The sequence below is a fragment of the Dactylosporangium sp. CA-139114 genome (assembly GCF_050955725.1).
GTDB lineage: Bacteria > Actinomycetota > Actinomycetes > Mycobacteriales > Micromonosporaceae > Dactylosporangium.
Map to the genome: position 1 here is coordinate 7,825,469 of NZ_CP192080.1, position 24,607 is coordinate 7,850,075.

At 72.4% G+C, this 24,607-nt stretch carries 21 protein-coding genes; 11 read left to right on the forward strand and 10 right to left on the reverse strand.

Translation table 11 applies throughout. From position 1 onward, the window contains the following. The first annotated feature begins 340 nt into the window (after positions 1–340). Complete coding sequence (locus ACQP2P_RS34830) at positions 341–2,266, forward strand: S8 family serine peptidase (protein ID WP_433608212.1); 1,926 nt, start codon at positions 341–343, stop codon at positions 2,264–2,266. Between the two features lie 105 nt (positions 2,267–2,371). Here ACQP2P_RS34830 and ACQP2P_RS34835 read toward each other — a convergent pair whose 3' ends face one another. Further along, on the reverse strand, positions 2,372–7,942 hold the full coding sequence (locus ACQP2P_RS34835; protein WP_433608214.1) for a GH92 family glycosyl hydrolase: 5,571 nt from the start codon (positions 7,940–7,942) through the stop codon (positions 2,372–2,374). Between the two features lie 191 nt (positions 7,943–8,133). Between ACQP2P_RS34835 and ACQP2P_RS34840 the strand changes: the two genes are divergently transcribed. Continuing rightward, complete coding sequence (locus ACQP2P_RS34840) at positions 8,134–9,120, forward strand: LacI family DNA-binding transcriptional regulator (protein ID WP_433619376.1); 987 nt, start codon at positions 8,134–8,136, stop codon at positions 9,118–9,120. A gap of 40 nt (positions 9,121–9,160) precedes the next feature. On the opposite strand, the gene ACQP2P_RS34845 is transcribed toward ACQP2P_RS34840, so the two are convergent. Further along, positions 9,161–9,718, reverse strand: a complete 558-nt coding sequence (locus ACQP2P_RS34845) for a hypothetical protein (RefSeq protein ID WP_433608216.1) — start codon at positions 9,716–9,718, stop codon at positions 9,161–9,163. Further along, positions 9,666–10,325 carry a TetR/AcrR family transcriptional regulator gene (locus tag ACQP2P_RS34850; RefSeq protein ID WP_433608218.1) on the reverse strand — a complete coding sequence of 220 codons (660 nt, stop codon included), beginning with the start codon at positions 10,323–10,325 and terminating at the stop codon, positions 9,666–9,668. Before ACQP2P_RS34850 ends, ACQP2P_RS34845 begins: the two co-directional genes overlap by 53 nt. A 103-nt stretch (positions 10,326–10,428) precedes the next feature. Between ACQP2P_RS34850 and ACQP2P_RS34855 the strand changes: the two genes are divergently transcribed. Further along, entirely contained in the window at positions 10,429–11,172 is a 744-nt protein-coding gene (locus ACQP2P_RS34855; protein WP_433608220.1) for an SDR family oxidoreductase, read from the forward strand. 88 nt (positions 11,173–11,260) lie between these two features. On the opposite strand, the gene ACQP2P_RS34860 is transcribed toward ACQP2P_RS34855, so the two are convergent. The 3 genes from ACQP2P_RS34860 to ACQP2P_RS34870 form a co-directional block, all read right to left on the reverse strand. Continuing rightward, on the reverse strand, positions 11,261–11,863 hold the full coding sequence (locus ACQP2P_RS34860; protein WP_433608222.1) for an HdeD family acid-resistance protein: 603 nt from the start codon (positions 11,861–11,863) through the stop codon (positions 11,261–11,263). A 360-nt stretch (positions 11,864–12,223) separates the two neighbouring features. Further along, positions 12,224–12,601: a hypothetical protein gene (locus tag ACQP2P_RS34865; RefSeq protein WP_433608224.1), complete on the reverse strand. Its 378-nt coding sequence runs from the start codon at positions 12,599–12,601 to the stop codon at positions 12,224–12,226. Between the two features lie 92 nt (positions 12,602–12,693). Then, the gene (locus ACQP2P_RS34870) at positions 12,694–13,170 is read right to left on the reverse strand and encodes a hypothetical protein (protein ID WP_433608226.1); all 477 of its coding nucleotides are present in this window, start codon (positions 13,168–13,170) and stop codon (positions 12,694–12,696) included. 450 nt (positions 13,171–13,620) lie between these two features. Here ACQP2P_RS34870 and ACQP2P_RS34875 point away from each other — a divergent pair, with 450 nt between their 5' ends. Then, positions 13,621–14,397 (forward strand): NPP1 family protein, encoded by a 777-nt coding sequence (locus ACQP2P_RS34875; RefSeq protein WP_433608227.1) that lies wholly within the window; start codon positions 13,621–13,623, stop codon positions 14,395–14,397. Positions 14,398–14,420: 23 nt separating this feature from the next. On the opposite strand, the gene ACQP2P_RS34880 is transcribed toward ACQP2P_RS34875, so the two are convergent. The 4 genes from ACQP2P_RS34880 to ACQP2P_RS34895 are packed head-to-tail and all read right to left on the reverse strand — an operon-like array spanning position 14,421 to position 18,275. Beyond that, positions 14,421–15,044 carry a GTP-binding protein gene (locus ACQP2P_RS34880; RefSeq protein WP_433608229.1) on the reverse strand — a complete coding sequence of 208 codons (624 nt, stop codon included), beginning with the start codon at positions 15,042–15,044 and terminating at the stop codon, positions 14,421–14,423. Next, on the reverse strand, positions 15,004–15,372 hold the full coding sequence (locus ACQP2P_RS34885) for a DUF742 domain-containing protein (RefSeq protein WP_433608231.1): 369 nt from the start codon (positions 15,370–15,372) through the stop codon (positions 15,004–15,006). The genes ACQP2P_RS34880 and ACQP2P_RS34885 overlap by 41 nt, the downstream gene beginning before the upstream one ends. Then, positions 15,373–15,780: a roadblock/LC7 domain-containing protein gene (locus ACQP2P_RS34890; protein ID WP_433608233.1), complete on the reverse strand. Its 408-nt coding sequence runs from the start codon at positions 15,778–15,780 to the stop codon at positions 15,373–15,375. It abuts the gene before it with no gap. Next, on the reverse strand, positions 15,777–18,275 hold the full coding sequence (locus ACQP2P_RS34895) for a sensor histidine kinase (RefSeq protein WP_433608235.1): 2,499 nt from the start codon (positions 18,273–18,275) through the stop codon (positions 15,777–15,779). Before ACQP2P_RS34895 ends, ACQP2P_RS34890 begins: the two co-directional genes overlap by 4 nt. Before the next feature lie 316 nt (positions 18,276–18,591). Here ACQP2P_RS34895 and ACQP2P_RS34900 point away from each other — a divergent pair, with 316 nt between their 5' ends. The 7 genes from ACQP2P_RS34900 to ACQP2P_RS34930 are packed head-to-tail and all read left to right on the forward strand — an operon-like array spanning position 18,592 to position 24,520. Then, entirely contained in the window at positions 18,592–19,722 is a 1,131-nt protein-coding gene (locus ACQP2P_RS34900) for an ABC transporter substrate-binding protein (protein WP_433608237.1), read from the forward strand. Positions 19,723–19,758: 36 nt separating this feature from the next. Beyond that, positions 19,759–20,778: an ABC transporter substrate-binding protein gene (locus ACQP2P_RS34905; RefSeq protein ID WP_433608239.1), complete on the forward strand. Its 1,020-nt coding sequence runs from the start codon at positions 19,759–19,761 to the stop codon at positions 20,776–20,778. A 3-nt stretch (positions 20,779–20,781) separates the two neighbouring features. Continuing rightward, positions 20,782–21,591: a class I SAM-dependent methyltransferase gene (locus tag ACQP2P_RS34910; RefSeq protein ID WP_433608241.1), complete on the forward strand. Its 810-nt coding sequence runs from the start codon at positions 20,782–20,784 to the stop codon at positions 21,589–21,591. After that, positions 21,588–22,349 carry an ABC transporter permease gene (locus ACQP2P_RS34915; RefSeq protein WP_433608243.1) on the forward strand — a complete coding sequence of 254 codons (762 nt, stop codon included), beginning with the start codon at positions 21,588–21,590 and terminating at the stop codon, positions 22,347–22,349. Before ACQP2P_RS34910 ends, ACQP2P_RS34915 begins: the two co-directional genes overlap by 4 nt. 27 nt (positions 22,350–22,376) lie before the next feature. After that, the gene (locus ACQP2P_RS34920) at positions 22,377–23,165 is read left to right on the forward strand and encodes an ABC transporter ATP-binding protein (protein ID WP_433608245.1); all 789 of its coding nucleotides are present in this window, start codon (positions 22,377–22,379) and stop codon (positions 23,163–23,165) included. A 9-nt stretch (positions 23,166–23,174) separates the two neighbouring features. Next, positions 23,175–24,011, forward strand: a complete 837-nt coding sequence (otsB, locus tag ACQP2P_RS34925) for a trehalose-phosphatase (RefSeq protein ID WP_433608247.1) — start codon at positions 23,175–23,177, stop codon at positions 24,009–24,011. Next, complete coding sequence (locus ACQP2P_RS34930; protein ID WP_433608249.1) at positions 24,008–24,520, forward strand: tetratricopeptide repeat protein; 513 nt, start codon at positions 24,008–24,010, stop codon at positions 24,518–24,520. Before otsB ends, ACQP2P_RS34930 begins: the two co-directional genes overlap by 4 nt. Positions 24,521–24,607: the final 87 nt, after the last annotated feature.

Genomic DNA, 24,607 nt, shown 5'->3' on the forward strand with positions numbered 1-24,607 from the left:
GTGTGTTTCTTGCCACGACAAGAAGCCCTCCCACCTCGTTCGGGCGCAAGGGCTATCGGTCGTCGGAGATCAGAAAAATAGGCGTTTACGGCAGCTCTCGCCTATCCGCCGTACAGACGAGTGAAATTCGACCGGGCGCGCCAATACGATCGCCGGACCCCAATCAGTTCGCGGGTCACCCCCCATTTCCGCAGGAGGCCAGGATTTGAACTCCCGGTTGCCCAGGTATGCCCTTTTCGCCGCGACCGCGGCAACGACCGTCGTGGCGGGCGCAGCGATCGCGCCATTGCCCGCGTCGGCCGACACGACCGGTCCCAAACTCAGCTACGTCGTCAACGCGGTGAGCAAGGAGCGGACGGCTGACGCCGCGGCCGCCGTCACCGCGGCCGGCGGCACCGTGACGATGTCCTACGCCCAGATCGGCGTCGTCATCGCGTACTCCACGAACCCCTCGTTCGTCCAGGCGGTGAAGGGCGCATCGCACGGCGACGCCGTCCTCTCGGTCGGCGCGACCCGGACCGCGGCCCTGCCGGCCATGGCCGAGGACACCGAGACCGTCGAGGACTACGCGCCGGACGCGATGGAGAACTCGACGCGTCAGAGCGACATGGTCCTCATCGGCGCGCGGGCGGCGCACGAGGTCAGCCTCGGCAGTGCCGCCGTCACGGTCGGCGTGCTCGACGACGGCATCGACGCGAACCACCAGGACCTCGCGCCGGTGGTCGACCAGTCGAAGTCCGTCAACTGCGTGGGCAACGGCGCCCCCGACACCACCCCGGGAGCGTGGCGGCCCACCAGCCTGACCGCCGACTACCACGGCACCCACGTGGCCGGCACCATCGCGTCGGCCAAGAACGGCGTCGGCATCGTCGGCGTCGCGCCCGGCGTGAAGCTGGCCTCCATCAAGGTGGTCAACTCCGACGGCTTCATCTACCCGGAGTACGCGATCTGCGGCTTCGTCTGGGCCGCGGAGCACGGCATCCAGGTCACGAACAACAGCTACTACATCGACCCCTGGCTGTACTGGTGCGAGAACCAGGCCGACCAGGCGCCGGTCGTCGAGGCGGTCCGCCGGGCGGTGGGCTACACCACCGCGAACGGCATCCTCAACATCGCGGCGGCGGGCAACGAGAACCAGGACCTCGCCAACAAGACGGTGGACACGACGAGCCCCGACGACACCGACCCGGTGCGCCGCACGCTCGACCCGAGCTGCCTGAACCTGCCGAGCGAGCTGCCCGGCGTGGTGTCGGTCTCCTCCACGACCCAGCCGACCGTCCCCGCGACGGCCGTCGGGCCGTGGGCGCCGGGCCTGACCACACAGCCGGCCCGGTCGTCGTTCTCGAGCTTCGGCCTCGGGGCCGTGGACGTGGCCGCACCCGGCTCGAGCATCTACTCCACCTCCCCCTCGACCGGGGTCAGCGGCTACCGGACGCTCTCGGGCACCTCGATGGCGTCGCCGCACGTGGCGGGCGTCGCCGCGCTGCTGGTCTCCAAGCACCCGGGCGCCACGCCCGACTACATCGCGGAGCTGCTGCGCAAGCAGGCGGTCCCGCTCGCGTGCCCCACCTCCGGCACCGACTCCACCCAGGGCCGGTGCAAGGTGGACCCGGCGAACCCGTCCGTGAACGGCTTCTTCGGGCACGGTCTGGTCAACGCGTACAAGGCCGTCACCGAGGCCGAGGACGTGACCGCGCCGACCGTGGCGGTCACCGGCGTCAGCCAGGGCCAGCAGATCACGAAGGGCGTGCCGGTCACGCCCGGCTGCACGACGACCGACGCCGGCAGCGGCGTGGCGAAGGCCGCGACCCTGTCCGTCACCGGCGGTCCGGCGGTCGGCTTCTTCACGGCCACCTGCTCGGGCGGCCGCGACCGCGCCGGCAACACGGCGGCTCCGGTCAGCGTCACCTACCAGGTGGTGTTCGGCTGGCGCGACTTCGGCTCGCCGATCACCGTCGGCAAGCTCAACGTCGTGAAGGCCGGCAGCGCGGTTCCGGTGAAGTTCGGCCTCTCCGGCAACCAGGGCCTGAACATCCTCACCGGCGGTGCTCCGGCGGTGCAGACGGTCGCGTGTGACACGTCGGCCGCGCAGGGCCAGGTGGAGCCGGCGGCAACGCCCGGGTCGAGCTCGCTGAGCTACGACGCGGCGTCCGACCAGTACAGCTACGTCTGGAAGACCCAGAAGACCCAGGCGAAGACGTGCGCGCGGCTGTCCGTCAACCTGATCGACGGCACCACGCACACCGCTGAGTTCATGTTCAACTGACGATCTCGGCCGTGTGAGCACCCGGGTCACCGGAGCACGAGGCGAGGGCGGAACGCAAGAGGCCGCCGGTGGAGGACTCCACCGGCGGCCTCGAGCTCCTTTGGGTCAGTAGGTGACCGTGAAGGGCACCTCGACCCGGATCTTCGAATCAGCGCCGGCCAGCTGGATGCTGGTCGAGCTCGGCACCGCGTTCCCCGGCACGCTGAAGGACGCGGCGGAGACGATGCCATCGGCGTTGGCGTGGACGGTCAACGCGGCGAGGCCGTCGCCGAAGGTGATCGTGACCGTTTCGTTGCGCGCCAGGCCGGAGGCATCGAGGGTCAGCGCCGTGCCGCGCGGGCCCTCGGTGGCCGACAGGGTGATCTGCGGCTGGGGGCCCGGCACCGCGACCGGGGCGTCCAGCTCGACGGTGGCCGTGGCCGGGGCCTGCGAGGACGCGCCCTCGGCGGTCACCGCGTAGAGGCCGGGCTCCGGCGCCGCGATCGTGGTGTGCACGGCGCCGGCCGAGGTGGCCTTGACCGTCACGTCGGACGCGGCGAGCTTGACGGTCACCTGCTCACCGGCGGTGAAGCCGGTGCCGTCGACGGCGATCGCGGCACCGCTTGCGGGCGTGGCCGAGATCGTCGGCTGCTTGGCGCCGCCCCCCACCGTCACGGTGAAGGTCAGCGTGCTGCTCGACCGGCTGTCCCACACGGTGACGTGGGCGGTGTAGGTGCCCTTCAGCGCGTACGTGTGCTGCGCGCTGATCGCGCCGCCGGTGCCGACGGTGGCGTCCTGCGGGGCCGTGCCGTCGCCCCACTGCACACGGGCGTGGTAGCCGGTGGCGTCGGGGACGCCGCCGGTGACCGTGCCGAGCGCGGCGTCGAACGCCTGGCCGACGTTCGCCGTCTGGTTCTTGGGGGCCGTGGTGGCCAGCGCCGGCGACGGGGTGCCGTCGTCGGCGATGGCGAACACGTGGATCCGGCCCGCGGAGCCGGGGTCACCGGTCTGCGTGGGCAGCTTCACCGAGACGAGCGTTTTGCCCGCCGGGATCTGGTACGGCGCGGTGGCGAACAGGAACGGCTGGGCGCCGTCCCGGCTCGTGCCCTGCAACCGGTACGCGGTCTTGGCGACCACGATGTTGCCGTAGGACGGGGTGCCGTTGGGGTTGCCGCCCAGCGTCCAGTCGCTGAACTGGATCGGGATGCTCGCCGTGGTGCCGTCGCTGAACGTCGCCGTGGCGGTCGTGCTCTGGTTGCCCTGGGTGCCCGCGCCGACGAACGAGATGGTCTTGGCGTCGGAGGGCAGGTTCAGCACGATCGTCTTGCCGTTGCCGGTGGCGTTGTCCGGCTGACCGGCCGGGGTGGCCGGCAGCGTGAAGTGCAGCGCGGTGCCCGGCACGTCGTGCGACTGGCCCTGGGTGACGCCGCCGGCCGTGAGCGCGGCCCGGGAGTACGCCCAGTTCTTGGCGTCACAGTTGGCCGCGAGGACGCCCTCGTCGCCGATGCAGACGGTGTCGAAGGCGGCCGTCAGGCCCGACGCCGGCGTGTAGGCCACGTCGATGCCGACCGTCGCGGAGTCCTGGCTGCTGCCGTCGGTCACCGTGACGGAGGCCTGGTAGTAGCCGGGCTGTGCGTAGGTGTGCGAACCGCCGACGTTGTAGACCGCCCGCGAGCTCAGGGAGATGGTGCCGGTGGTCGCCGGCGAGCCGTCGCCCCAGTCCACGGTCGCCTGGTAGTCCGTCGCGGTGCCGCCCGTGACCGTGGCCAGCGGAACCGAGACCGCCACCCCGGCCGTCGCGGGGACCGCGCCGGAGCCCACCGGGGTCACGCTGACGTCGCCGCCGCCGAGTTCGACGTCGCCGCCGCGCAGCAGCTCGATCTCGGCCAGGTTGGTCTGCTCGGCCCCGACGGTCCTGGTGACGACGAGGCGGAACTGCGTGAACTTCCCCGGGTGTCTGACCTGGAACGGACGGGTCTGGTTGCGCCAGGTGAACACCTCGTCCTTGCGGGAGTCGACGGTGGTCCAGCTGACGCCGTCCCGGGAGCCCTGCAGCTTCCAGTCCGCGGGGTCGCCGGGGTTGGCGCCCGAGGTGATGGTGTACCACGTCGGCTTCTGCTTGCCGCCCCGGTAGGCCCAGCTGATCTGCGGGGTGCCGGTGGCGAACGTCATCTGCGTGGCCGAGGTGTCGTCGAACAGCTTCGACGCGTCCAGGCCGCCGGTCGCGGTCGCGGTGCCCAGCCCCGGGCCGGTGGTGTCCTGCAGCGGCTGGGGCGCGTCGTCGCCCTTGGTCAGCGACGGCGGGGCGTCGTGCTTGCCGGTGCCCCACGACGACGGCTTCGACCCCATGTCGAAGTCGATGGTCCCGCCACGGGCGAGGACGGAGGAGTCGACGGAGACCTCCTTGAGCTTCTTGCCGTTGACCTTGACGCCCTGGACGTACACGTTCTTCGTGCTGTTGGCGGGCGCGTTGACGACGATGTCGCCGCTCTTGCGGTGCACGGTCATCTTGGTGAACTGCGGCGAGCCGATCGCCCAGTTGGACGAGCCGGCCTGCAGCGGGTAGAGGCCGAGCGAGCTCAGGACGTACCACGACGACATCTCGCCGTTGTCCTCGTCACCCAGGTAGCCCTGGCCGATTTCGCTGCCCACGTAGAGCCGCTGCAGCAGCTCCCGCACGATCGCCTGGGTCTTGGCCGGCGCGCCGGCGTAGTCGTACATGTAGGGGATGTGGTGCGAGGGCTGGTTGCTCATGCCGAGCTGGCCCATGCGGACGGCCCGCGCCTCGAGCATCTCGTGGATCGTGCCGCCGTAGCCGCCCGGGTGGTCGGCCTTCTCGGGCGTGGCGAAGAACTCGTCGAGCTTCTGGCGCAGGGCGTCCTGCCCGCCGTACAGGTTGGCCAGGCCCTGCCCGTCCTGCTGCGCGGTGAAGGCGAAGTTCCAGCCGTTGGTCTCGGTGTAGACGCCGCCCCAGTCCAGCGGGTTGCCGTTGAGGAAGTTCCCGGCCGCGTCCCGGCCCTGGAAGAACTTGCTGGCCGGGTCGAAGAGGTTGACGTAGTTGCGGGCGCGCTGCAGGAAGTACTCCGACTCCTCCTTGAGCCGGTCCCGGTCGGCCTTCGGCGTGCTCGGGTCCTTGGCCAGCGCGGCGGCCATGTTGCCGATGCCGTAGTCGTTGATGTAGCCCTCGAGGGCCCACGACACCGACTCGCCGGTGGAGGTCGGGGTGTAGCCGAGGAACTGCGACGTCTGCAGGCCCTTGCGGCCGACGCCGCTCTTGCCGGAGACCACGGTCGCGTCCCGGACGGCCGCGTTGTACGCGCTCATCGGGTCGGGCAGGCTCACGCCGTTGAGGTACGCCTCCGCGAGGGCCACGTCGGCGCTGGTGCCGGTCATCAGGTCGGCGTAGCCGGGCGAGGACCAGCGGGCGATCCAGCCGCCGTCGCGGTACTGCTGGACGAACCCGTCGGCGATCCTGGCCGCCACGTCCGGGTACAGCAGCGTGTAGGCGGGCCACACGGTGCGGTAGGTGTCCCAGAAGCCGTTGTTGACGTAGATCTGCCCGTCGACGAGCTTGGCGCCGGTGTTCGTCGGCGTCGAGGAGCCGGTCGGTGCCGAGACCGGGCTGGCGTACTGCCAGTGCGGCGCGGCGGCGGTGCCGGTGTTCTCCGACTGCGAGTTCGGGTACAGGTTCAGCCGGTACAGGTTGGAGTACAGCGTCACCAGCTGGGTCTCGCTCGCGCCGCGGACCTCGATCCGGCCGAGCCGGTCGTTCCACGCCGCGGTCGCGGCCGCGTGAATCTGCTCGAAGCTGCGGCCGGTGACCTCCAGGTCGAGGTTCTTGCGGGCCTGGTCGAGCGAGATGAACGACGTCGCGATGCGCAGCGTCACCTGCGAGTTGGCGGAGGTGTCGAACGTCGCCGACGTCGCCGCGGAGGTGCTCGGCGCGCGGTCGAAGGTGCCGGCCACGAACATCCGGCTGCGCCCGACCGACAGGCCGCTGCCGTTGTCGACCCAGCCGGTGAAGGTGCCGTCCGTGCCGATGGTGAACGTGCCGTTGTAGAACACGAGGCTGCCGGTCGCCTGCCCCGCGGGGAAGGTGAACTGCATGATGCCGCCGTGGTCCGTCGGCGACAGCTGCGCGGTCAGGCCGTTGCCGGTCTTGACCTGGTAGAAGTCCGGCCGCGCGATCTCGTCGCCGTGGCTGAACGACAGGGCCCGGCTGCTCGGTGCCCCGGTGAGGTTGCCGCCCGCCGTCACCGGCATGACCGACATCTGGTTGCGGTCACCCATCCACGGGCTCGGCTCGTGCGAGATGGCGAGGCCCTGCAGCGTGGGCAGGTTCGCCCCGTTGTTGGCCCGCTGGTACTCGTACTCCCACGAGTCGGAGGTGGCGTTGGTGACCGGCGTGAAGAAGTTGAAGCCGTTCGGCACCGCGGAGATCGGCAGGTTGTTGCCGCGCGAGAACGAGCCCGAGGCGTTGGTGCCCCGCCGGGTGTCGACGTAGTTGGTCAGGCTGGCGCCGTCGATCGCCGCCGGCGTGCCCGTCACGGTGACGTCGTCGATCCAGCCCTGGAACCGGGTCGCCGCGGTGGCCTGCGGGTCGTCGTAGGCCAGCAGGATGCGGTCGATGGTCTTGCCGCTCGCGACCGTGCCGATGTCGGACTGCACCGCGTTCCACTGGTCGGCGTAGAGCACCTTCGAGGCGCCCTGGCCGGCCGCCGTCAGCGCGTACCCGTGCTGGTCGAGGGGCGAGCGAGCGCTGAGGTAGGTGCCGTCGGTGAAGTGCAGGTCGACGGCGGCGTAGGTGGACGGGTACTGCGCGTCCTGCCCGGTGTACTCCGGGAAGATCTTGTAGGCCAGGCGCGTCTTCGGCCCGACCGGGATGTTGACGTCGAACAGCTTGTTCGTCGCGAACGAGCGCCCGTCGGCCTCGGCTCCGCCCGAGTAGCGCAGCGACGCCAGGCCGGTGAACCCGGCGTTGGGCTTCATGTTGTACCCGCTGACGGGCCCGGCCCCGACGACGCTGACCATCGGGGTGGCCGGCGGGCGGGTGTTCGTGCCGTCGCTGATGTCCCAGTCGGCCAGCTGGACCAGCGAGTCACCGGAGTTGGCGGTGACGTTGAGCCGGTAGTAGCTGTACGCGGCCGTGTTGGTGAAGCTGTAGGTGTTGGTGGCGAACCGGCCGCTGAAGGTCTGGCCCGTGCGCCGGTCCAGATCGGTCCACTGGCTGCCGTCGTTGGACCCCTGCACCGTGAAGTCCTTGGGGTCGCGGCCGGGCGCGTCGTTCGCGGAGGTCAGCGAGTACTGCACCACCGCCGCGGGCGCCTTGAGCTGGTAGGCGACCCAGCCGGTCGGGTTGAACGCCAGCCACTTCGTCGACGGGTTGCCGTCGGCGAGCCGGGCCGCGACCTCGTTCGGCGGGTTCTCCGCGCTGGCGGTCACGGCGGCGACCTGGCCGAGCACGCTGCCGGGCAGTCCGTTGGGGCTGGATCCGGAGAGGTTGCCCTGGATCGGCCGGCCGCTCGCGTCGGTCTCGACGGTGGTCGTGGCCGGCTTGGGGTCGGTGGTCTCGAAGGAGGAGCCGAAGTCGCCGGGCGGCGTGGCGGCGCTCGCGGTGGTGGCGGCGACGAGGAGTCCGACGGGCAGCAGGAATGCGGCTGCCCCGGCTAGTCGTCGGCGGGTCCTGGGCACTTTCATGGGGAACTCCAGGGGTGATCACGGGCGCAGGGGCACGCCCGGTGGCGAGCGTCAGCCTGGCGCCACCTGACAACGTTGTCAAGATCCATGCGCGTAATCGCGAATTTTGTGTCAACGTTGTCAAGGACCGCCAATGTCCGGCTATGGTCTTTCGCGTGACAAGCGAGCCGGGCCGCATCAGGCGGCCCACGATGGCGGACGTGGCCGCCCGGGCCGGCGTGAGCCTGAAGACCGTGTCGCGAGTCGTGAACGACGCGCCGTACGTCCAGCCCGAGCTCGCCGAGCGGGTGCTCGCCGCCGTGGCCGAGCTCGGCTTCCGGCGCAACCACCTGGCCAGCTCGCTGCGCTCCGGGCAGGCGACGGCCACCGTCGGGCTGCTCATCGAGGAGATCGCCAACCCGTTCTACGCGACCATCGCGGGCGCGGCCGCCGAGATCGCCCGGCAGCGCGACACCATGCTCATCATCGCCAGCTCCGAGGAGGACCCGGCGCGCGAGCAGCAGCTGCTGCGGGACCTGTGCGCCCGGCGGGTCGACGGGCTGCTCGTCGTGCCGGCCGGCAGCCCGACCGGGTGCGACCACTCCTTCCTGCGCGCCGAGGTCGAGCTCGGCACCTCCGTGGTCTTCCTCGACCGGCCGCCCGGGAACCTGCGCGCCGACACGGTGCTGCTGGACAACCGCGGGGGCGCCCGCGAAGGGGTGCGCAGCCTCGTCGCCGCCGGCCACCGCCGCATCGCCGTCCTGCTCGACTCGATCGGCGTCTACACCATGCGCGAGCGCCTCGACGGCGCGCAGGACGCGCTGGTGGAGGCCGGCGCCCCGTACGACGACCGCCTGGTCCGCGACGGGGTCCGCGATCCGGCGGCGGCGGGCCGGGTCGTCGCGGAGCTGCTCGAGCAGCCCGACCCGCCGACGGCCTTCTTCAGCCTCAACAACCGGATCACCCTCGGCGTGATCGAGGAGCTCTACCGGCGCCGCAGCGACGCCGCCCTGCTCGCCTTCGACGACTTCGAGCTGGCGCGCCTGGTGCCGTACCCGCTGACGGTGATCGCCTACGACACGCGCGCCCTGGCCCGCACCGCCACCGAGCTGCTCTTCCGCCGCATCGACGGCGACCGGTCCTGGCCGCGCACGGTGGTGCTGCCCACCGAGCTGGTCGCGCGCGGCCTGCGCCTCTAGCCGGCCCGCGGGCGGCGCGAACGCACGGGTCGGTGGCCGCTCATCGGGCGGCGTCGGCGACGCGCAGGAGCTTGCGTTGGTACTCGCCCCCGAAGTCGATCCTCGTGATCTCGTCCAGGCGCCAGGCGCTGGGCTCCTTGAGCCACTCCGCCTTCGCGGTGAGCTCCAGCAGCATCAGCGTCTTCTGGTTGAAGCCCACGACCCGCCCGACGAACACCACGTCGGGGTCGTCGCGCTCGATGTAGATGCTCACCACCCGGTAGCGCTGGGCCGCGGTGACCAGGATGCGCCGCGCCGACGTGAGGTCCAGGTCCGCGGGTGGCGGGGGCGGCGGCCAGCTGTCGTCCAGGGCCAGGGAGCGGGCCGCGAACGCCTCGGGGCCGCCGCGCCGCTCGATCGACGTGACGTCGTCGAGCCGCACGGCCGCGAAGCCGTCGAGGTAGATGTTGTCGTCGAGGATGTGCAGCGCGGCCCAGGTCTCGGCCACCGCGCCGACGTAGCCCTCGAAGGTCCCGTCCGACCAGAGGCGTCCGACGCGCAGCAGCTCATGCGAGTCCCTGGCCTTGCGCAGCGCCGTGGCCGTCGTCCGCCGGGTCATGGCCCGTCAGCCTATCGGCCGGGATGGCGCTCAGCGCTATGTCGATCGTGGCGTGCAGGGCGTCGCGGCTCACGCCGGCCGCCGCGTGCACGGCGTTGCCCTCGCTGACCACCATCACGAAGCGGGCCAGGGCGACCGGGTCGGTCCCGGGCGGCAGGTCGCCCTCGTCCACGGCCCGGGCCAGGCGCCCGGCGAGCGCCCTTTCCCCGGCCAGGCGGCTGGCCGCCAGGAACCGTGCGGCCCGGCCGTCGTCGCTGCCCGCGGCCAGGCCGCCCTGGATGGACAGGCAGCCGGCCGGCCGGTCGGCCCGGGTCAGCGCGTCGGCGTTGTCGCGCAGGAAGCGCTCGATGACGGCGTACGCCGTGGGCTCGGCCAGGGCCCGGCGGGCGTAGGCCATGTCGGCCTCGGCGTAGCGGGCGACCGCGCGGCGGAACAGCTCGTCCTTGTTGCCGTAGGCGGCGTACAGGCTGGGGCGGTTGATGCCCATGGCCTCGGTGAGGTCGGCGAGCGAGGCACCCTCGTAACCGTGGCGCCAGAACACCTCGATCGCCCGGTCGAGGGCCGCGTCGGCGTCGAAGCCGCGAGGCCGGCCCGGCGCTGGGGTCATGGTGACACACCTCATCCAACCGGTCGGTACAGAAATATCTCCACGATGCTAGCGTTCCATTTATTTACCGAACGGTACAGAACTAGCTCGCTCAGGAGGAACCATGTTCACCGCAAAGACCGCCCTCGTCACCGGAGCCACCTCGGGTATCGGCCTGGCCGCGGCCAAGCGGCTCGCCGCCGAGGGCGCGCACGTGTTCCTCACCGGCCGCCGCCAGGACGCGCTCGACGAGGCCGTCGCCGGACTCGGCGGCAACGCCACGGGGATCCGCGCCGACGTCGCGAACGCGGGCGACCTCGAGCGGGTGGCCGCCGCCATCCGGGAGCGCGGCGCCGGGCTCGACATCCTGTTCGCCAACGCCGGGGGCGGCGAGTTCGCCGCGCTGGGCGACATCACCTGGCAGCACTACGCCGACACGTTCAACACCAACGTCGCCGGCACGCTGTTCACCGTCCAGGCCGTCCTGCCACTGCTCAACCGGGGCGCGTCGGTCGTGCTGACCGGCTCCAACATCGACGTCAAGGGGGCCCCGTCGTTCAGCGTCTACGCGGCCAGCAAGGCGGCCCTGCGCTCGTTCACCCGCAGCTGGGCCGCCGAGCTGGTCGGCCGGGGCATCCGGGTCAACGCCATCGCGCCCGGCCCGATCGAGACGCCCGGGCTCAGCGGCCTGGCCGGCGACCCCGGCTCGGCCGAGCAACTGCTGAAGAGCCTGGCCGCCGGGGTGCCGATGAACCGGCTCGGCCGGCCCGAGGAGATCGCCGACGCCGTGGTCTTCCTCGCCTCGGACGCCAGCGCGTTCATGACGGGCGCCGAGATCTACGTGGACGGCGGCGCGAGCCAGATCTAGCGACCGCCCGGCCCCGGGGGCACGGCGTCCGCGCCCTTGGACGCACAACGCCGGTCGGGCGACAAGCGCCCGACCGGCACCCCAGGCGTCAGGACCCCGTCAGCTCGGACACCGCGTGCTTGCCGCCCGACCGCAGTCGCAGCGCGAATCCGATCTCGCCGGCCCCGATCAGCAGCGCGCTGATGCCGGTCAGCAGGATCAGCGCCATGAGCGACGGGCCGGGCCACAGGATGAACACGAGGCCGGCCACGGCCGAGACACCGCCGAGGATGGCGAGCCAGGTGCGGACCGGGCCGCTCGCAAGCATCGCGACCGTCAGCTGGACGAAGCCGCTCACCAGCCAGGACAGCCCGATGAGCGCGGCCAGCACACGCTCGCCGCCCTCGGCGCTGCGCAGGCACGCGACGCCCGCCGCGACCAGCATCACCGCGACGACGGCGGCCAGCACCCGATGCGTCGCGCCGCGGTCCCGGTCGAACGCGGCGAACGCACGGGTCGCGCCCGCGACGATGAGCCAGACTCCGGTGGCCAGCCCGAGCAGGCGCAGCGTCTCCCCCGGCCAGACGAGCACGACGATGCCGAAGCACACCGTGACGGCTCCAAGGATCATCACCTGCCAGACGGGCTCGGCCGCGGTGGCCGAACCGGAGTGCCTCCAGGCGCGGCGCTGATACCAGTGCGTGGTCGTCATCGTCCACCTCCGAACGGATTCGCCCGCATCACGCGCGGCGGACTTCAAAATCACCCTCCGCCGGTCGGGACGTGCCGCGCCTCACCCTCGGGGCATGGTTCGGCGCCGGCCACAAGCGCGGGTCGCCGCGGCGGGTACGCAGGGTGACGGTTTCATCTTCAAAGAAGGATGACCCGCGGCGCCCGGCGTTCGACGCTGATGGTTGTGGGTTAGCCCGCGTCGTGTGAACGGTCTGCGGGCCTGCGTGACCGGAGGGGGCGACGGCAATGTGGTTCGGTGGCGTCGGACGGCGCAGACGCCATGCGGGCGCGCGGGTGACCGGCGAGCGCCGTTACCCGCGCGCAGGCCGGCGAGCTGGTGTCACTTGCTGTCGGACTTGCGGGTGCGGCCGGCCGCCGCCTGCTCCCGGTGCGGCGGTTCGGCGTCCTGCCCGCCGCCTTCGAGCATGTCCACGATCCTCGGTGCGAGGACCGCGGCCAGCGCGGGCGCCAGCGCGTCGGCCAGGGCGCCCGCCAAGGCCTCGGCGAGCAGGACGCGCTCGATCACCGATCCCCGTTGCCCGCCGCGCGCGCGTGTCGTCGACACCATCGCGTCGAGCAGCGGCGCCGTGGACCTGGCGTGCGCGGCCCCGGGCGTGCCCGCCTCCTCGAGGATCTCCCGGATGGCGTCGTCGATCAGCGACTCGATCGGTTCGGGTGACTCGTGCGCGGGTTCTTCCTTCGACCCTCGTTCGGCCACGATGACTCCTCAGCGTTTGTCGGGACTCGAATCGGACTCGGCACGATCCCGCCCAACACCCGCGGCCGAAGGGCGGATCGCGTGCCGAGCCGTCAGCGGCCGGCCATCATGGCCGCGGCCAGGAGCGGGTGCTCGATGCCCTCGCCGCTCTCCTGCCGGTTGCGCATCAGCGCGGCCATGAACAGCGGGTGCTCGAAGATGTTCCGGCCCTCCTGCCGCCGATTCGCCAGCGCCGCGAGCAGCAGCAGCGGGTGCTCGATACCCTCCTCGCCGCCGTCCTGCCGGTTGCGCATCAGCGCGGCCATGAACAGCGGGTGCTCGAAGATGTTCCGGCCCTCCTGCCGCCGGCTCGCCAGCGCCGCGAGCAGCAGCAGCGGGTGCTCGATACCCTCCTCGCCGCTCTCCTGCCGGTTGCGCATCAGCGCGGCCATGAACAGCGGGTTCTCCAAGATGTTCCGGCCCTCCTGCCGCCGATTCGCCAGCGCCGCGAGCAGCAGCGGGTGCTCGATCAGGCCTTCGCCCTGCCGCTGCCGGCGCGCCATCAGCGCCATCAGCAGGAGGGGAAGCATGCTCTGTTCTTCGCCCTCTCCTTCCTGACCCTGGGTCTGCTGTCGGGATCGTTCAGCGGTGCCTGCGGTCATGTGTGCCTCCGTGTCGCCCGTGCGTGGATATGTCGCGAAGCCAACGCTGCCCGGTGCCGGACGTCCGTACGTCACCCGGCCGACATGATTCGCCGTGCCCGTGAGCCGGTGAGAGGTTTCGCGGTCTCGCGGCCCTGACCAGGCAAGCGCGCCGCCGCGGCGAACGATCCGCTTGGCCCGGCCCGGCCAATACGGCCCCGCGTCACGAAAACGTCGTCGTTTCGGTTGCCCACCGTGACCGGACGGCCGCGGAACCGCGCCGTCCGCCCGTCCGCGGTTCACCCGGGAACGCCTCGATGTTCACACCCGGCCGGTCGCGCGAGATACTCGCCTGCATCAATATTTTGGGCGTACCTGACGACCCACGAAGGGGAAGCATTGAAACCCAGGCATCGTCGTAGCGCGTCGATGATCGTGGCCGGCCTGGCCGCACTCGTCGTCCTGCTGCCCGCGACCGCGGCCTTCGCCGACTCGCTGCCGAACCTGCCGCAGAACGCGGGCGGGTACGAGCAGTCGTTCTCCCCCGCCTACGACTACGACACCGACGGCTGCTACGCCGTGGCGGCCATCAGCCCCACCGGCACCCTCAACCCGGGCCTCAACCCGACCGGCGCGCTCAACGGCAACTGCCGGGACCAGTCCGACCTCGACCGCTCGCAGACCTACGCCCGCTCGAAGTGCAACAACGGCTGGTGCGCGATCGTCTACGCCAGCTACTTCGAGAAGGACCAGGCGCTGCCCGGCATCAGCCTGGGCGGCCACCGGCACGACTGGGAGCACGTCATCTCCTGGGTCAACCAGGCGACCAACCAGGTCGAGTACGTGACCACGACGCAGCACAGCAGCCAGGTGACCTACCCGCGCTCGCAGGTCCGCTTCGACGGCTCGCACCCCAAGACCGTCTACCACAAGGACGGCGCCTCGACCCACTTCTTCCGGCTCGCCAACGGCAACGACGAGCCGCCGGAGAACCACTACCACACCTGGCGCTACCCGCCGCTGGTCGACTGGAACGGCTGGCCCAGCACGGCGCTGCGCGACCGGCTCATGACCGCCGACTTCGGCTCGGCCACCATCAAGATCAACGATGGCCGGTTCGTGCCGCTGCTCACCGCGTCCAAGCCCACCGGGATCCCGTTCGACCCGGCCGCCTGACCCGCACCCGCGGGCCGGCTCCGTCAGGGACGGGGCCGGCCCGCGGTCAGCGTCCGCAGCGCGTGCTCGGCGACGGCGATCAGCGTCTGGCGCACCGAGTCCCGCGAGCGGGCGTCGAACAGGGCGAGCGGCACGTGCCCGGCGATCGCCAGCGCCTGGCGCACCTCCTCGGCGTCGTAGCGCGGCGCGCCCTCGAAGCAGTTGACGGCGGCGAGGTACGGCAGCCCCAGGTGCTCGAAGAAGTCGAGCGCGGCGAAGCTGTCCTCGATGCGGCGGGTGTCGACGATGACGACCGCGCCGAGGGCGCCCCGGGCCAGCTCGTCCCACATGAACCAGAAGCGGTTCTGGCCGGGGGTGCCGAAGAGGTACAGGATCAGGTCCTCGGCGATCGTGATCCGCCCGAAGTCCATCGCCACCGTCGTGGTGCTCTTGCCCGGCACGCCGCCCGTGTCGTCGACCCCCACGCCGGCCGCGGTCATGATCGCCTCGGTGGTGAGCGGGGGGATCTCCGAGATCGCGCCGACGAGCGTGGTCTTGCCGGCGCCGAACCCTCCCGCGATGAGGATCTTCACGGCGGTGACGCGGCTCGCGCCCGGGCGGCGGCGCTCAGAGGTTGCGGAGTCCAACGAGAACCCTTTCCAGGACATGGATCCGCTCCTGCGAGTCGCCCGCCTCGAGCGGCTCGTGCAGGGTCAGGATCCCTTCGGTGATCATGTCGGCCACCAGGACCCGGGCGACGCCGAGCGGGACGCGCAGGCACGCCGCGACCTCGGCCAGCGACTGCGGCCGGTCGGCGCACAGGTTCGCGATGAGCCGCCACTCCCGCCCGGCGTACCGGCTCGCCTCCGCCCCCTGCCGCACCGTGAGCAGCACCGCCTCGATCGCGATCTCGCGCGTGGGCTCGGTCCGGCCGCGGGTCACCGCGTACGGACGCACCAGGGCTCCGCGCGGGTCCTCATCGCCGCCCTGGACCATCTACGGGGCCACCGTCTCCCGCGGCGGTGACACCAGCGACTTGCCGACCCGCTCGACCAGCAGCGCCATCTCGTAGCCGACGTGGCCGACGTCGCAGTCGCGGGCCGCGAGCACCACGAGCGACGAGCCGTCGCTGATCGCCATGAGGATCAGGTAGCCGGCCTCCATGTGCACGATCGTCTGCCGCACCCGGCCGCCCTCGAAGTGCCGGCCGACGCCGTAGGTGAGGCTGACCAGCCCGGCCGTGATCGAGGCGAGCTGCTCGGCCCGGTCCGGCGGGAGGTCGCCGGTCGCGGCCAGCAGCAGGCCGTCGGCCGAGACGGCGATGACGTGCGCGACCCCGGTCAGGGGCTGGGCGAAGCTGTCCAGCAGCCAGCTCAGGCTCTCCAGTGCGCCGGACCCGCTCATCTGTGGTTCTCCTCCGCTGGCTGGGCGTGGTCCGTCGCGGCCGCACCGGCCTGACGTCCGCGCTGGACTCCCCGTTGGTACGACGACAACAGCCCGCGCAGTTCCTCGGCGCTGGGCCGCTTGAGCTTGGCCGGGCGCGCGGGCACGCCGCCGGGCACGAGCTGGGCCTGCGGCGAGCGGATCGGCAGGCCGGAGCGGGTGCTGGCGTCGGTGCGCGGGTGCTGCGCCGCGGCGGCCGCCCGCCAGCCCTCGTCGGCCCGCGTCCGCCAGCCGCCCCTGGCCGCACCGCCGGCGGGTGCCGCGGCGGGCGCGGGCGGCGGTCCGGTGAGCGCGCTGTGGCCGTGCTCGTGGAACCAGGTGTCCTCGATCGCCCGGAAGATCGGCAGCTCCGTGGTGTCATCGCCGGCCGACGGCCCCGCGGTTGCGCCCAGGGGATCCGCCCGGCGCTCCTCCCGCCACTCCACCTGCCGCGGCCCGGCGGCGGGCGGCTCGGGCGGCGGGGCGGCCGGGCGCCGGGTCGGCAGCGCCGTGCGCCGCTCGTCCCGCCGCCGCACGAGCGCGCCGGCGGGCAGCACCACCTCGGCGACGGTCCCGCCGCCGGCGTTGTCGCCCAGCCGCACCGTGATGCGGTGCCGGGCGGCGAGCCGGCCGACGACCGCGATGCCCATGAGCCGGAACGCGCCGACGTCGACCGGCGCCGGCTCGGCCAGGCGGCGGTTGAGGTCGCTCAGCGCCGCGGGGTCGATGCCGAGGCCGCGGTCCTCGACGCGCACGATCGTGCGGTCGCCGATGCGCCGGCCGGAGACCACGACGGGGGCGTGCGGGGGCGAGAAGCGGGTCGCGTTGTCCAGCAGCTCGGCCAGCAGCCGCACCACGTCGTTGACGGCGGGGGCGGCGACGAGCACGTCCGCGTCGGTCTCGGCGAACTCGACCCGCTCGTAGAGCTCGATCTCGGACTGGGCGGCCCGGATCACGTCGAGCAGCGGCGCGTCCTGGCGGCGCGGCGGCGCGGTGTCGGCCCCCGCCAGGACGAGCACGTTCTCGTCGTTGCGCCGCATCCGGGTGGCGAGGTGGTCGAGCTGGAACAGCTGGGCGAGCCGCTTCGGGTCGTCCTCGCCGCGCTCGATCCGGTCGAGCTGGCCGATCATCCGGTCCACGAGGGTCTGGCTGCGGCGGGCGACGCTGAGGAACATCGCCGAGACGCTGTCGCGCAGCACGGCCTGCTCGGCCGCGACCCGGACCGCCTCGCGGTGCACGGTGTCGAAGGCGCGCACCACCTCACCGATCTCGTCGCGGCGGTCGAGCCCGGCCGGGTTGCGGATCTCGGCGGCGATCTGGCGGGGCGAGCGCTCCTGGACGGTCCGCGCGTCGCGCAGCCGCAGAACGAGCTCGGGCAGTTCGTGCTCGGCAACGCCGAGCGCGGTCTGCCGCAGCCCCCGCAGCGAGCGGACCATCGAGCGGGCGGTGACGAAGGCCAGGCCGGCCACGAGCGCGAGGATCGCGAAGAGCACCGCGGACTCGAGCACGACCTGGCGGCGCACCGTGGAGCCGACGGCCTTGGCGTCGCCGACGAGCTGGTCGTCGAGGCGCGCCTCGGTCCAGCGCATGAGGTCGTTGACGGCGCCGAAGACGGCCCGCGCGTCCTCGGCGCCGACCGTGCGCGGCTGGCCGGCCGTGCGCCGCAGGGTGCTCGTCAGGTCGTCGGCCATCTGGGTCGCGTCTCCGGCGATGGCGGACTCGACGATGCGGCGCTGGGGCACGCTGGCCGAGAGCGAGAACGCGACGAACGCCTCCTGCTGGCCGGTGAGCGTGGCCAGCAGCGCCGAGAGCTGATGGGCGTCGAGGGAGCCGGTCTTCAGGGCGGCGAAGCAGACCGCCTCCTGCTCGGCGACCCGCGCCTTGGCCTTGGAGAACGCCGCGGCCGCCCGCAGCTCGTCGGCGAGCGCCTGGTCGGTGCGGACCTGGGCGACGGCCTCCCGGTAGGAGACGAGGTCGTCGGCGACGACGCCGTAGCGCAGCAGCACCTCGGCGACCGACGCGCCCCGGCCGCCGCCGACGTCCTTGCGGATCGCGGCCAGCACGTCGAGCTGGGCGTCGATGCGCTCCAGGCGGTCCCGCACACCGGCCGGCACGGCGCCGAGGGAGTCGCGGCGCTTGGTGTACGCGGCGACGGCGGCGTCGGTGCGCTCGATCTGGCGGTTGTACGCGTCCGGCTTCGCATCGGGCGCGGACAGCAGCGCCGCGGCGGCCATGCGCTCGAGGTGCACCTCCTGGGCGAGGGCGGAGACGTCGGCGGAGAGCCGGGTCAGGGCCCCGACCGTGTCGGCGTCGCTGGCCCGGGCGGCCGCGTCGTGCAGCCGCAGCGCGGCCAGCGTGACGATCGCCAGCAGCGGGATCAGCAGGATCAGGCCGAGCTTCGAGCGGATGCGGGCGTTGGCCAGCCGCGGCCGGCGGATGCGAAACCCACCACCGGCAGGCCTGTTCGATACGGGCATGCGCGAGTTCTCCGCGTACTCGTGGCCGCCAATGAGCGGGTGCCGGGGCGCAGGACACGGCATTCCACCATGAACGGCACGATCTCGGAAACCCCGGCAAGCCCATCGGGCACATTGTTGATCAAGCGAGCAATGTCGATCACCAGCGTAACCAGCGCATTCATTGTTACCACTACATGAAGGATGTCGGAGAAGTTAACACGGCGCATTTCGACCCACTTGACCGACCTGGCGCGAGTTGGCAAGGTGTGCATCCGAATGCACGGGGATTCGATCGAGGGGAATCGACTTGCGGCGCTGGCGCTATGTTGCGGCGATGCTGGCGGTGGCCCTGATATCGACCAGCGCGTGCACGCCTGCCAACGCCAGGACCGAGGCCGGCATCCTCGTCGCGGCGAGCCTCGAGCTGTCGGGCAGCGCGGCCGACGTCGGCGTGGCCTACCAGCGGGCGCTGGAGCTGCGGGCGGCCCAGATCAACGCGAGCGGGCTGCTCGGGCGGCGCCGGCTGACGGTGCGGATCAAGGACAACCGGGGCGACCCGGCGACCGCGCTCAGCCAGCTCACGGCCTTCACCGCGGACCCGGCCGTGACCGCGATCGTCACCGGGACCTGCGCCGAGTGCACCGCCGGGGCGGCCCGGGCGATCGAGGAGCGGCGGGTGCCGACGATCGCGTTGTCGCCGGTCGCGGACGTCATCGCGCCGCCGGCCGAGCGGCGGTACATCTTCCGCCTCGCCCCCGGCGCCGAGGACGACGCCGTCGTGCTGACGGGCGAGCTCGGCCGGGCCGGCCAGCGCAAGGTCGCGCTGCTGAGCAGCGACGACGCCTACGGCCGATACGGCGCCGACGCGACGGCCCGCGAGGCCGGCAAGATCGGCGCGAAGGTCGTCGGCCGCGCCCAGTTCGCGCCGGCCGGCACCGACCTCGGCAAGGCCGCGCGCTCGGCGCTGGCCGGCGGCCCGGACGCGGTCGTGATCTGGGGCTTTCCGTCCCAGGCGGCGCTCGCGCTCGGGGCGGTGCGCGACGCCGGCTACCACGGCCAGGTCTACCTCGACGCCGCCGCCGCGGGCGAGCTCTTCCTCGGCGGCCCGTTCGCCGGCGCCGACGCCACCGCCCTGGTTTTCACGCCGACGCTCGCCATCGACGACGTCATCGCGACCACGCCCGCGAAGGCGGCCCGGCGGCAATGGTTTCAGGACTACACGTCCCGCTACGGCACCTACCACGGTCATGCCTCATTCGCGGCCGACGCCTTACAACTCATCGCGAATGCGGTGGTGCAGTCCGGATCGCTCGACGGGCCCACCCTGCGGGCCCGGCTGGAATCGGCGCAGACCGACGGGCTCAGCGGCTCCATTCGATTTACGCCAGACAATCATTCCGGGTTCACGCCGCAATCGTTGACCATGCTCGAGGCGCGCGGCGGCCGGTGGCGTCTGCTCGGCTAGATCAGTTTTCGAAAACTCAATTTGGGGGTCCAGGCAGTGAGGCGTTATCGCACATTGCTCGTGTCGGCGCTCGCCATCGTCATGATCGGCACGGCCGGGTGCTCATCGGATTCGCAGCCGCAGCCCAGGGCGGCCGACGCGGGGCGACCGGCGGACAAGGTCACCTACCTGACGGCGTTCGGCGCGGTCGGCCGCGACGCGTTCGCGTGGGTGGCCCAGGACAAGGGGTACTTCAAGGAGGCCGGCCTCGACGTCACCATCCAGCTCGGCGCGGCGACGGGCGAGAACCTCAAGGGCCTCGCCTCCGGGCAGGCGCAGTTCGCCAACCTCGACCTGATCGGCGCCTGGATCCTCGCGGGCAAGGGCGAGTACAAGGACTTCCGCACGATCGCCGCGATCCACCAGCAGACCCTCGTGTCCATCATCGCGCTGGAGGGCTCCGGCATCTCCGCGCCCAAGGACCTCGAGGGCAAGAAGCTCGGCGCCGCCACCGGCTCGGTGAACCAGCTGCTGTTCCCGGGCTACGCCAAGCTGGCCGGGATCGACCCGAGCAGGATCCAGTGGGTCAACGCCCAGCCCGCCCAGCTCCCCGCGCTGCTGGCCGGCGGTCAGGTGCAGGCGCTGAGCACGTTCCTCATCGGGTCCAAGGGCATCGAGAAGGCGGCCGGCGGCAAGAAGGCCGTCGTGCTGCCCTACAGCAAGTACCTCGGCGATCTGTACGGCAACGGCATCATCACCACCGCGAAGATCGCCAAGGACAGCCCGGACCTCGCCCGCCGGTTCCGCGACGCGTGCCTCAAGGCGCTCAGGTACACGATCGAGCACCCCGACGAGGCCGCGCAGATCCTCAAGAAGGCGCAGCCGGCCGCGGACGTCACCGCCGCCGTCGGCGAGATCACGCTCATGACGCCGTACGTCAGCTCCGGCAGCGCGATCGGCGTGATGGAGCAGGAGCGGGTCGCCCGGGCGATCGCCACCCTCCAGGCCGCCGGGCTCATCCCGGCCGGCCTGACCCCGGACGCGGTCGTCGACTTCTCGCTCACCCCGAAGGCCTGAGCCGTGAGCACATTCATCGACCCCGGCCCGTCGCGCTACTCGTTCGACAACGACGACCCCGAGTCCGTCGGCCGGCACAGTCACCTGTCGGACATCCTCGACCCGTTCACCTTCGAGCGCCTCGGCTCGCTCGGCGACCTGGCCGGTCGGCGCTGCCTCGAGGTCGGTGCGGGCGGCGGCAGCGTGGCCCGCTGGCTCGCCGAGCGGGGCGCGGACGTGCTGGCCACCGACCTCAACGTCCGGCACCTACCGCTCGGCGCCGGGTTCCGGGTGCTGCGGCACGACCTGGTGCGCGAGCCGGTGCCGGACGGGCCGTGGGACCTCATCCACGCCCGGCTCGTGCTGCTGCACATCCCCGAGCGCGAGGCGGTCCTCGAACGGCTCGCGGCCGCGCTGGCCCCGGGCGGGGCGCTCGTGATCGAGGACTGGGCGACGGAGTTCGGCAACCTGTGCCTGGCCGCGCCGGACCGCGAGACGGCGCAGCTCATCGAGGAGTACCGCGACATCCTCGTGAACCGGGTGCTCCCGGCCCGCGGCAACGACCCCACCTGGGCCGCGCGGGTGCACGCCGTGATGCTCGCGCACGGGCTGACCGGGGTCGACACCGTCATCAACGCCGCCGCCTGGCCCGGGGGCAGCCCGGGGGCGGTGCTGATCGCGGTCAACGTGGCCCAGCTGCGCGAGGACTTCATCGCCGCGGGGTTCACGCCGGAGCGGATCCGGCAGCTGTACTCCGCCGTGCGGGATCCCCGCCTGGTCGTCCGGAGCCATTTCACGTATTCGACCATCGGCCGGCGACCGGACGGGTCATGAGCTCGCGCTGGGCCGGGCTGTCGCTGCCCCTCGCCGGGGCGGCGGTGGCCGTCGGGCTGTGGTGGGGTGCGACCGCGCTCTTCGGCATCCGGTCCTTCTTCCTGCCCTCGCCCCCGGATGTCGTCTCGGCGTTTCGCGCGCAGCCGCGGTACCTGCTCGCCGAGGCCGGGGCGACGCTGCGCGAGACGGCCCTGGGGTTCCTGATCGCGCTGGTCGCGGGGCTGCTCATCGCGATGCTGCTGACCATGTCCCGGGCGGTCGAACGGGCCACCCTGCCGCTGCTGGTCGCCCTGAACTCGATCCCGAAGGTGGCCCTCGCGCCGCTGCTGATCGTGTGGCTCGGCTACGGCCCCGGCCCGAAGATCGTGATGATCGTGCTCATCAGCTTCTTCCCGATCGCGGTGTCGGCGGCCGCCGGGCTGTCCTCGACCCCGGCCGACCTCGGCGAGCTGGCCACGTCCCTGTCGGCGTCGTGGTGGCAGGCGTACCTCAAGGTGCGCCTGCCCTGGGCCCTCCCCCAGGTGTTCGTGGGGCTCAAGCTCGGCATCTCGCTGGCCGTCATCGGCGCCGTCGTCGCGGAGATCAGCAACCCGAACGGCGGCCTCGGCGCGGTCGTCGTGCTCTCCGGCACCTCGCTGGACACCCCGCTCGCGTTCGCCGCCATCACCCTGCTGGCGATCCTGAGCATCGCGCTGTTCTACCTCGTCGTGGGCCTGGAGCGGCTGCTGCTGCCCTGGGCCCGCGCGATCTCCGCCTAGCGGTTCCCGCGTTCTCCTGGAGGGGTCATGATCGAGCTGGACGGGGTGTCCCGGGTCTTCCGCACCCGCTCCGGCGACGTCGAGGCGCTGCGCGCGATCGACCTGACCGTGGCGGCCGGCGAGTTCCTGGCCGTCATCGGCCGCTCGGGCTGCGGCAAGTCGACCCTGCTGCGGCTCGTGGCCGGCCTGCTGGCCCCGACCGCGGGGCGCGTCACCGTCGGCGCGGCCCCGGTCACCCGCCCCCGCCCCGACGTCGCCCTGATGTTCCAGCGCCCGGCCCTGCTGCCGTGGCGCTCGGTGCTCGGCAACGTCCTGCTGCCGCTGGAGCTGCGCGGCCGGGTCCGCCCGCCCGACCGCGCCCGCGCGCAGTCCCTGCTGGACGCGGTCGGCCTCGCGGGCTTCCACCGGCGCCTGCCCCATGAGCTCTCGGGCGGCATGCAGCAGCGCGTGGCCCTGTGCCGCGCCCTCATCCAGCGCCCGAGCGTCCTGCTCATGGACGAGCCGTTCTCGGCCCTGGACGCCCTCACCCGGGAGGAGCTGGCGGGGCAGCTGCAGCAGGTGCACATGGAGCTGCGCCCGACCACGATCTTCGTGACCCACTCGATCCAGGAGGCGGTGCTGCTGGCCGACCGCGTGGCGGTGCTGAGCAGCCGCCCGGGCCGGGTGCAGCGCATCATCACCGTCGACATCCCCCGGCCGCGCTCCTTCGGCCGCAACGCCCACCTGACGGACGTCGCGGCCCGCGTGGCCGAGCTCACCGACCTGCTGCACGCCACCGATGCCGCTGTGCCCCTGCTCGACACGAAAGCGATCTAAAATGGCGCGATGGCGACCGACGGATGTGAGGTCCAGATGACGGAACCGGACGCCACGATCGAGCTCCTGACCGCGGCGCCCGGGCGCGCCGGACTCGTGATGGACTTCGACGGGGTGCTCTCACCGATCGTCACCGACCCGGCCTCGAGCCGTCTGCTCGACGGCACGAACGACCTGCTCGCCGGGCTCGCCCGGCGCCTCGACCTCGTCGCCCTGATCTCGGGCCGGCCCCTGGCGTTCCTGCGCGACCGGGCGCCGGTCGACGGCGTGGCGCTCCTGGGCTCCTACGGCCTGGAGGAGCTGCGCGACGGCGTCACCCACACCGAGCCGGCCATCGAGGCCTGGCTGCCCGCGGTGCACGAGGCGAGCGCGCGGCTGCACCGGGAGTTCGACAACGAGGACGGCGTGAAGGTCGAGGACAAGGCCGTCTCGGTCGCGATGCACTGGCGGCTGGCCCCGGACCGCACCGCGGCCGCCGCGGCCGTGGCGTCGGCCGTGCGTGAGATCTCCGAGCGCACCGGCCTGGTCGCGGAGCCCGGCAAGCTCGTCGTCGAGCTGATCCCGCCCGTCCGGCAGGACAAGGGCACCGCGCTGGCGCGGCTGGTCGAGCGGCTGGGGCTGGCCCGCGTCGTCTACGCCGGCGACGACCTCGGGGACCTCCCGGCCCTGCGCGCGGCGGTCGCCGGCGGCGGTCACGCGCTGGTGGTGACCCACGGCCCGGAGACGCCGCCGGACCTGCTCGAGGTCGCCACCCGCACGTTCGACGGCGTCGAGGCGTTCGCGCAGTGGCTGGGCCGGCTGCGGGCCGCCCTCGACACGGCGGCGGCCCCGACCGAATCGGCGTGAGCGACTGGGAGCGGCGCATCGGCGCGGCCTGGGCGGCGATCGACGACTACGAGGGCCGGCAGGACGCGTTCCGGGCCCGCATCGACGCGCTCGCGGACGAACTGCCCGCGGACGATCCGGTCGCGGCGTTCGAGCGGGCCTGCGCCTGGGACTCGACCGGGCACTCCGACCGGGCCGTGCCCCTCTACCGCTTCGCGCTCGAGCACGGCCTCACCGGCTACCGGCGGCGCCGCGCGGTGATCCAGATGTCCAGCTCGCTGCGCAACATCGGCCAGGCCGGCACGGCGGTGACGCTACTGGAGGCCGAGCGGGCCCTCGACCCGGCCGGGCTCGACGAGCCGACGCGCGGCCTGGCCGACGCCATCAGCGCGACCCTCGCCCTGTGCCTGGTCGACACGGGCCGCGAGCGGGAGGCCGTCTCGGTGGCGGTCGCGGCGCTCGCCGCGCACCTGCCGCGCTACCAGCGGTCGATGGCCGCCTACGCCCGCCGGCTGACCGAACCAGGCTGACCGAACCGGGCTGATCGAATCAGGCTGACCGAACCGGGCTGCACTGATCCCGGGCCGCCTCCGCTCCGTACACCGGGGTGAGGAGGT

Excerpts from the sequence above, each read along its gene's own strand:
- ACQP2P_RS34885 (WP_433608231.1), bottom strand. The coding sequence starts at position 15,372 with ATGGTCCAGGGCGGCGATGAGGACCCGCGCGGAGCCCTGGTGCGTCCG.
- otsB (WP_433608247.1), top strand. The coding sequence starts at position 23,175 with ATGGCGACCGACGGATGTGAGGTCCAGATGACGGAACCGGACGCCACG.
- ACQP2P_RS34900 (WP_433608237.1), top strand. The coding sequence starts at position 18,592 with ATGCTGGCGGTGGCCCTGATATCGACCAGCGCGTGCACGCCTGCCAAC.
- ACQP2P_RS34870 (WP_433608226.1), bottom strand. The coding sequence starts at position 13,170 with ATGCTTCCCCTCCTGCTGATGGCGCTGATGGCGCGCCGGCAGCGGCAG.
- ACQP2P_RS34855 (WP_433608220.1), top strand. The coding sequence starts at position 10,429 with ATGTTCACCGCAAAGACCGCCCTCGTCACCGGAGCCACCTCGGGTATC.
- ACQP2P_RS34880 (WP_433608229.1), bottom strand. The coding sequence starts at position 15,044 with ATGTCCTGGAAAGGGTTCTCGTTGGACTCCGCAACCTCTGAGCGCCGC.
- ACQP2P_RS34840 (WP_433619376.1), top strand. The coding sequence starts at position 8,134 with ATGGCGGACGTGGCCGCCCGGGCCGGCGTGAGCCTGAAGACCGTGTCG.
- ACQP2P_RS34890 (WP_433608233.1), bottom strand. The coding sequence starts at position 15,780 with ATGAGCGGGTCCGGCGCACTGGAGAGCCTGAGCTGGCTGCTGGACAGC.
- ACQP2P_RS34860 (WP_433608222.1), bottom strand. The coding sequence starts at position 11,863 with ATGACGACCACGCACTGGTATCAGCGCCGCGCCTGGAGGCACTCCGGT.
- ACQP2P_RS34920 (WP_433608245.1), top strand. The coding sequence starts at position 22,377 with ATGATCGAGCTGGACGGGGTGTCCCGGGTCTTCCGCACCCGCTCCGGC.
- ACQP2P_RS34850 (WP_433608218.1), bottom strand. The coding sequence starts at position 10,325 with ATGACCCCAGCGCCGGGCCGGCCTCGCGGCTTCGACGCCGACGCGGCC.
- ACQP2P_RS34845 (WP_433608216.1), bottom strand. The coding sequence starts at position 9,718 with ATGACCCGGCGGACGACGGCCACGGCGCTGCGCAAGGCCAGGGACTCG.
- ACQP2P_RS34835 (WP_433608214.1), bottom strand. The coding sequence starts at position 7,942 with ATGAAAGTGCCCAGGACCCGCCGACGACTAGCCGGGGCAGCCGCATTC.
- ACQP2P_RS34895 (WP_433608235.1), bottom strand. The coding sequence starts at position 18,275 with ATGCCCGTATCGAACAGGCCTGCCGGTGGTGGGTTTCGCATCCGCCGG.
- ACQP2P_RS34915 (WP_433608243.1), top strand. The coding sequence starts at position 21,588 with ATGAGCTCGCGCTGGGCCGGGCTGTCGCTGCCCCTCGCCGGGGCGGCG.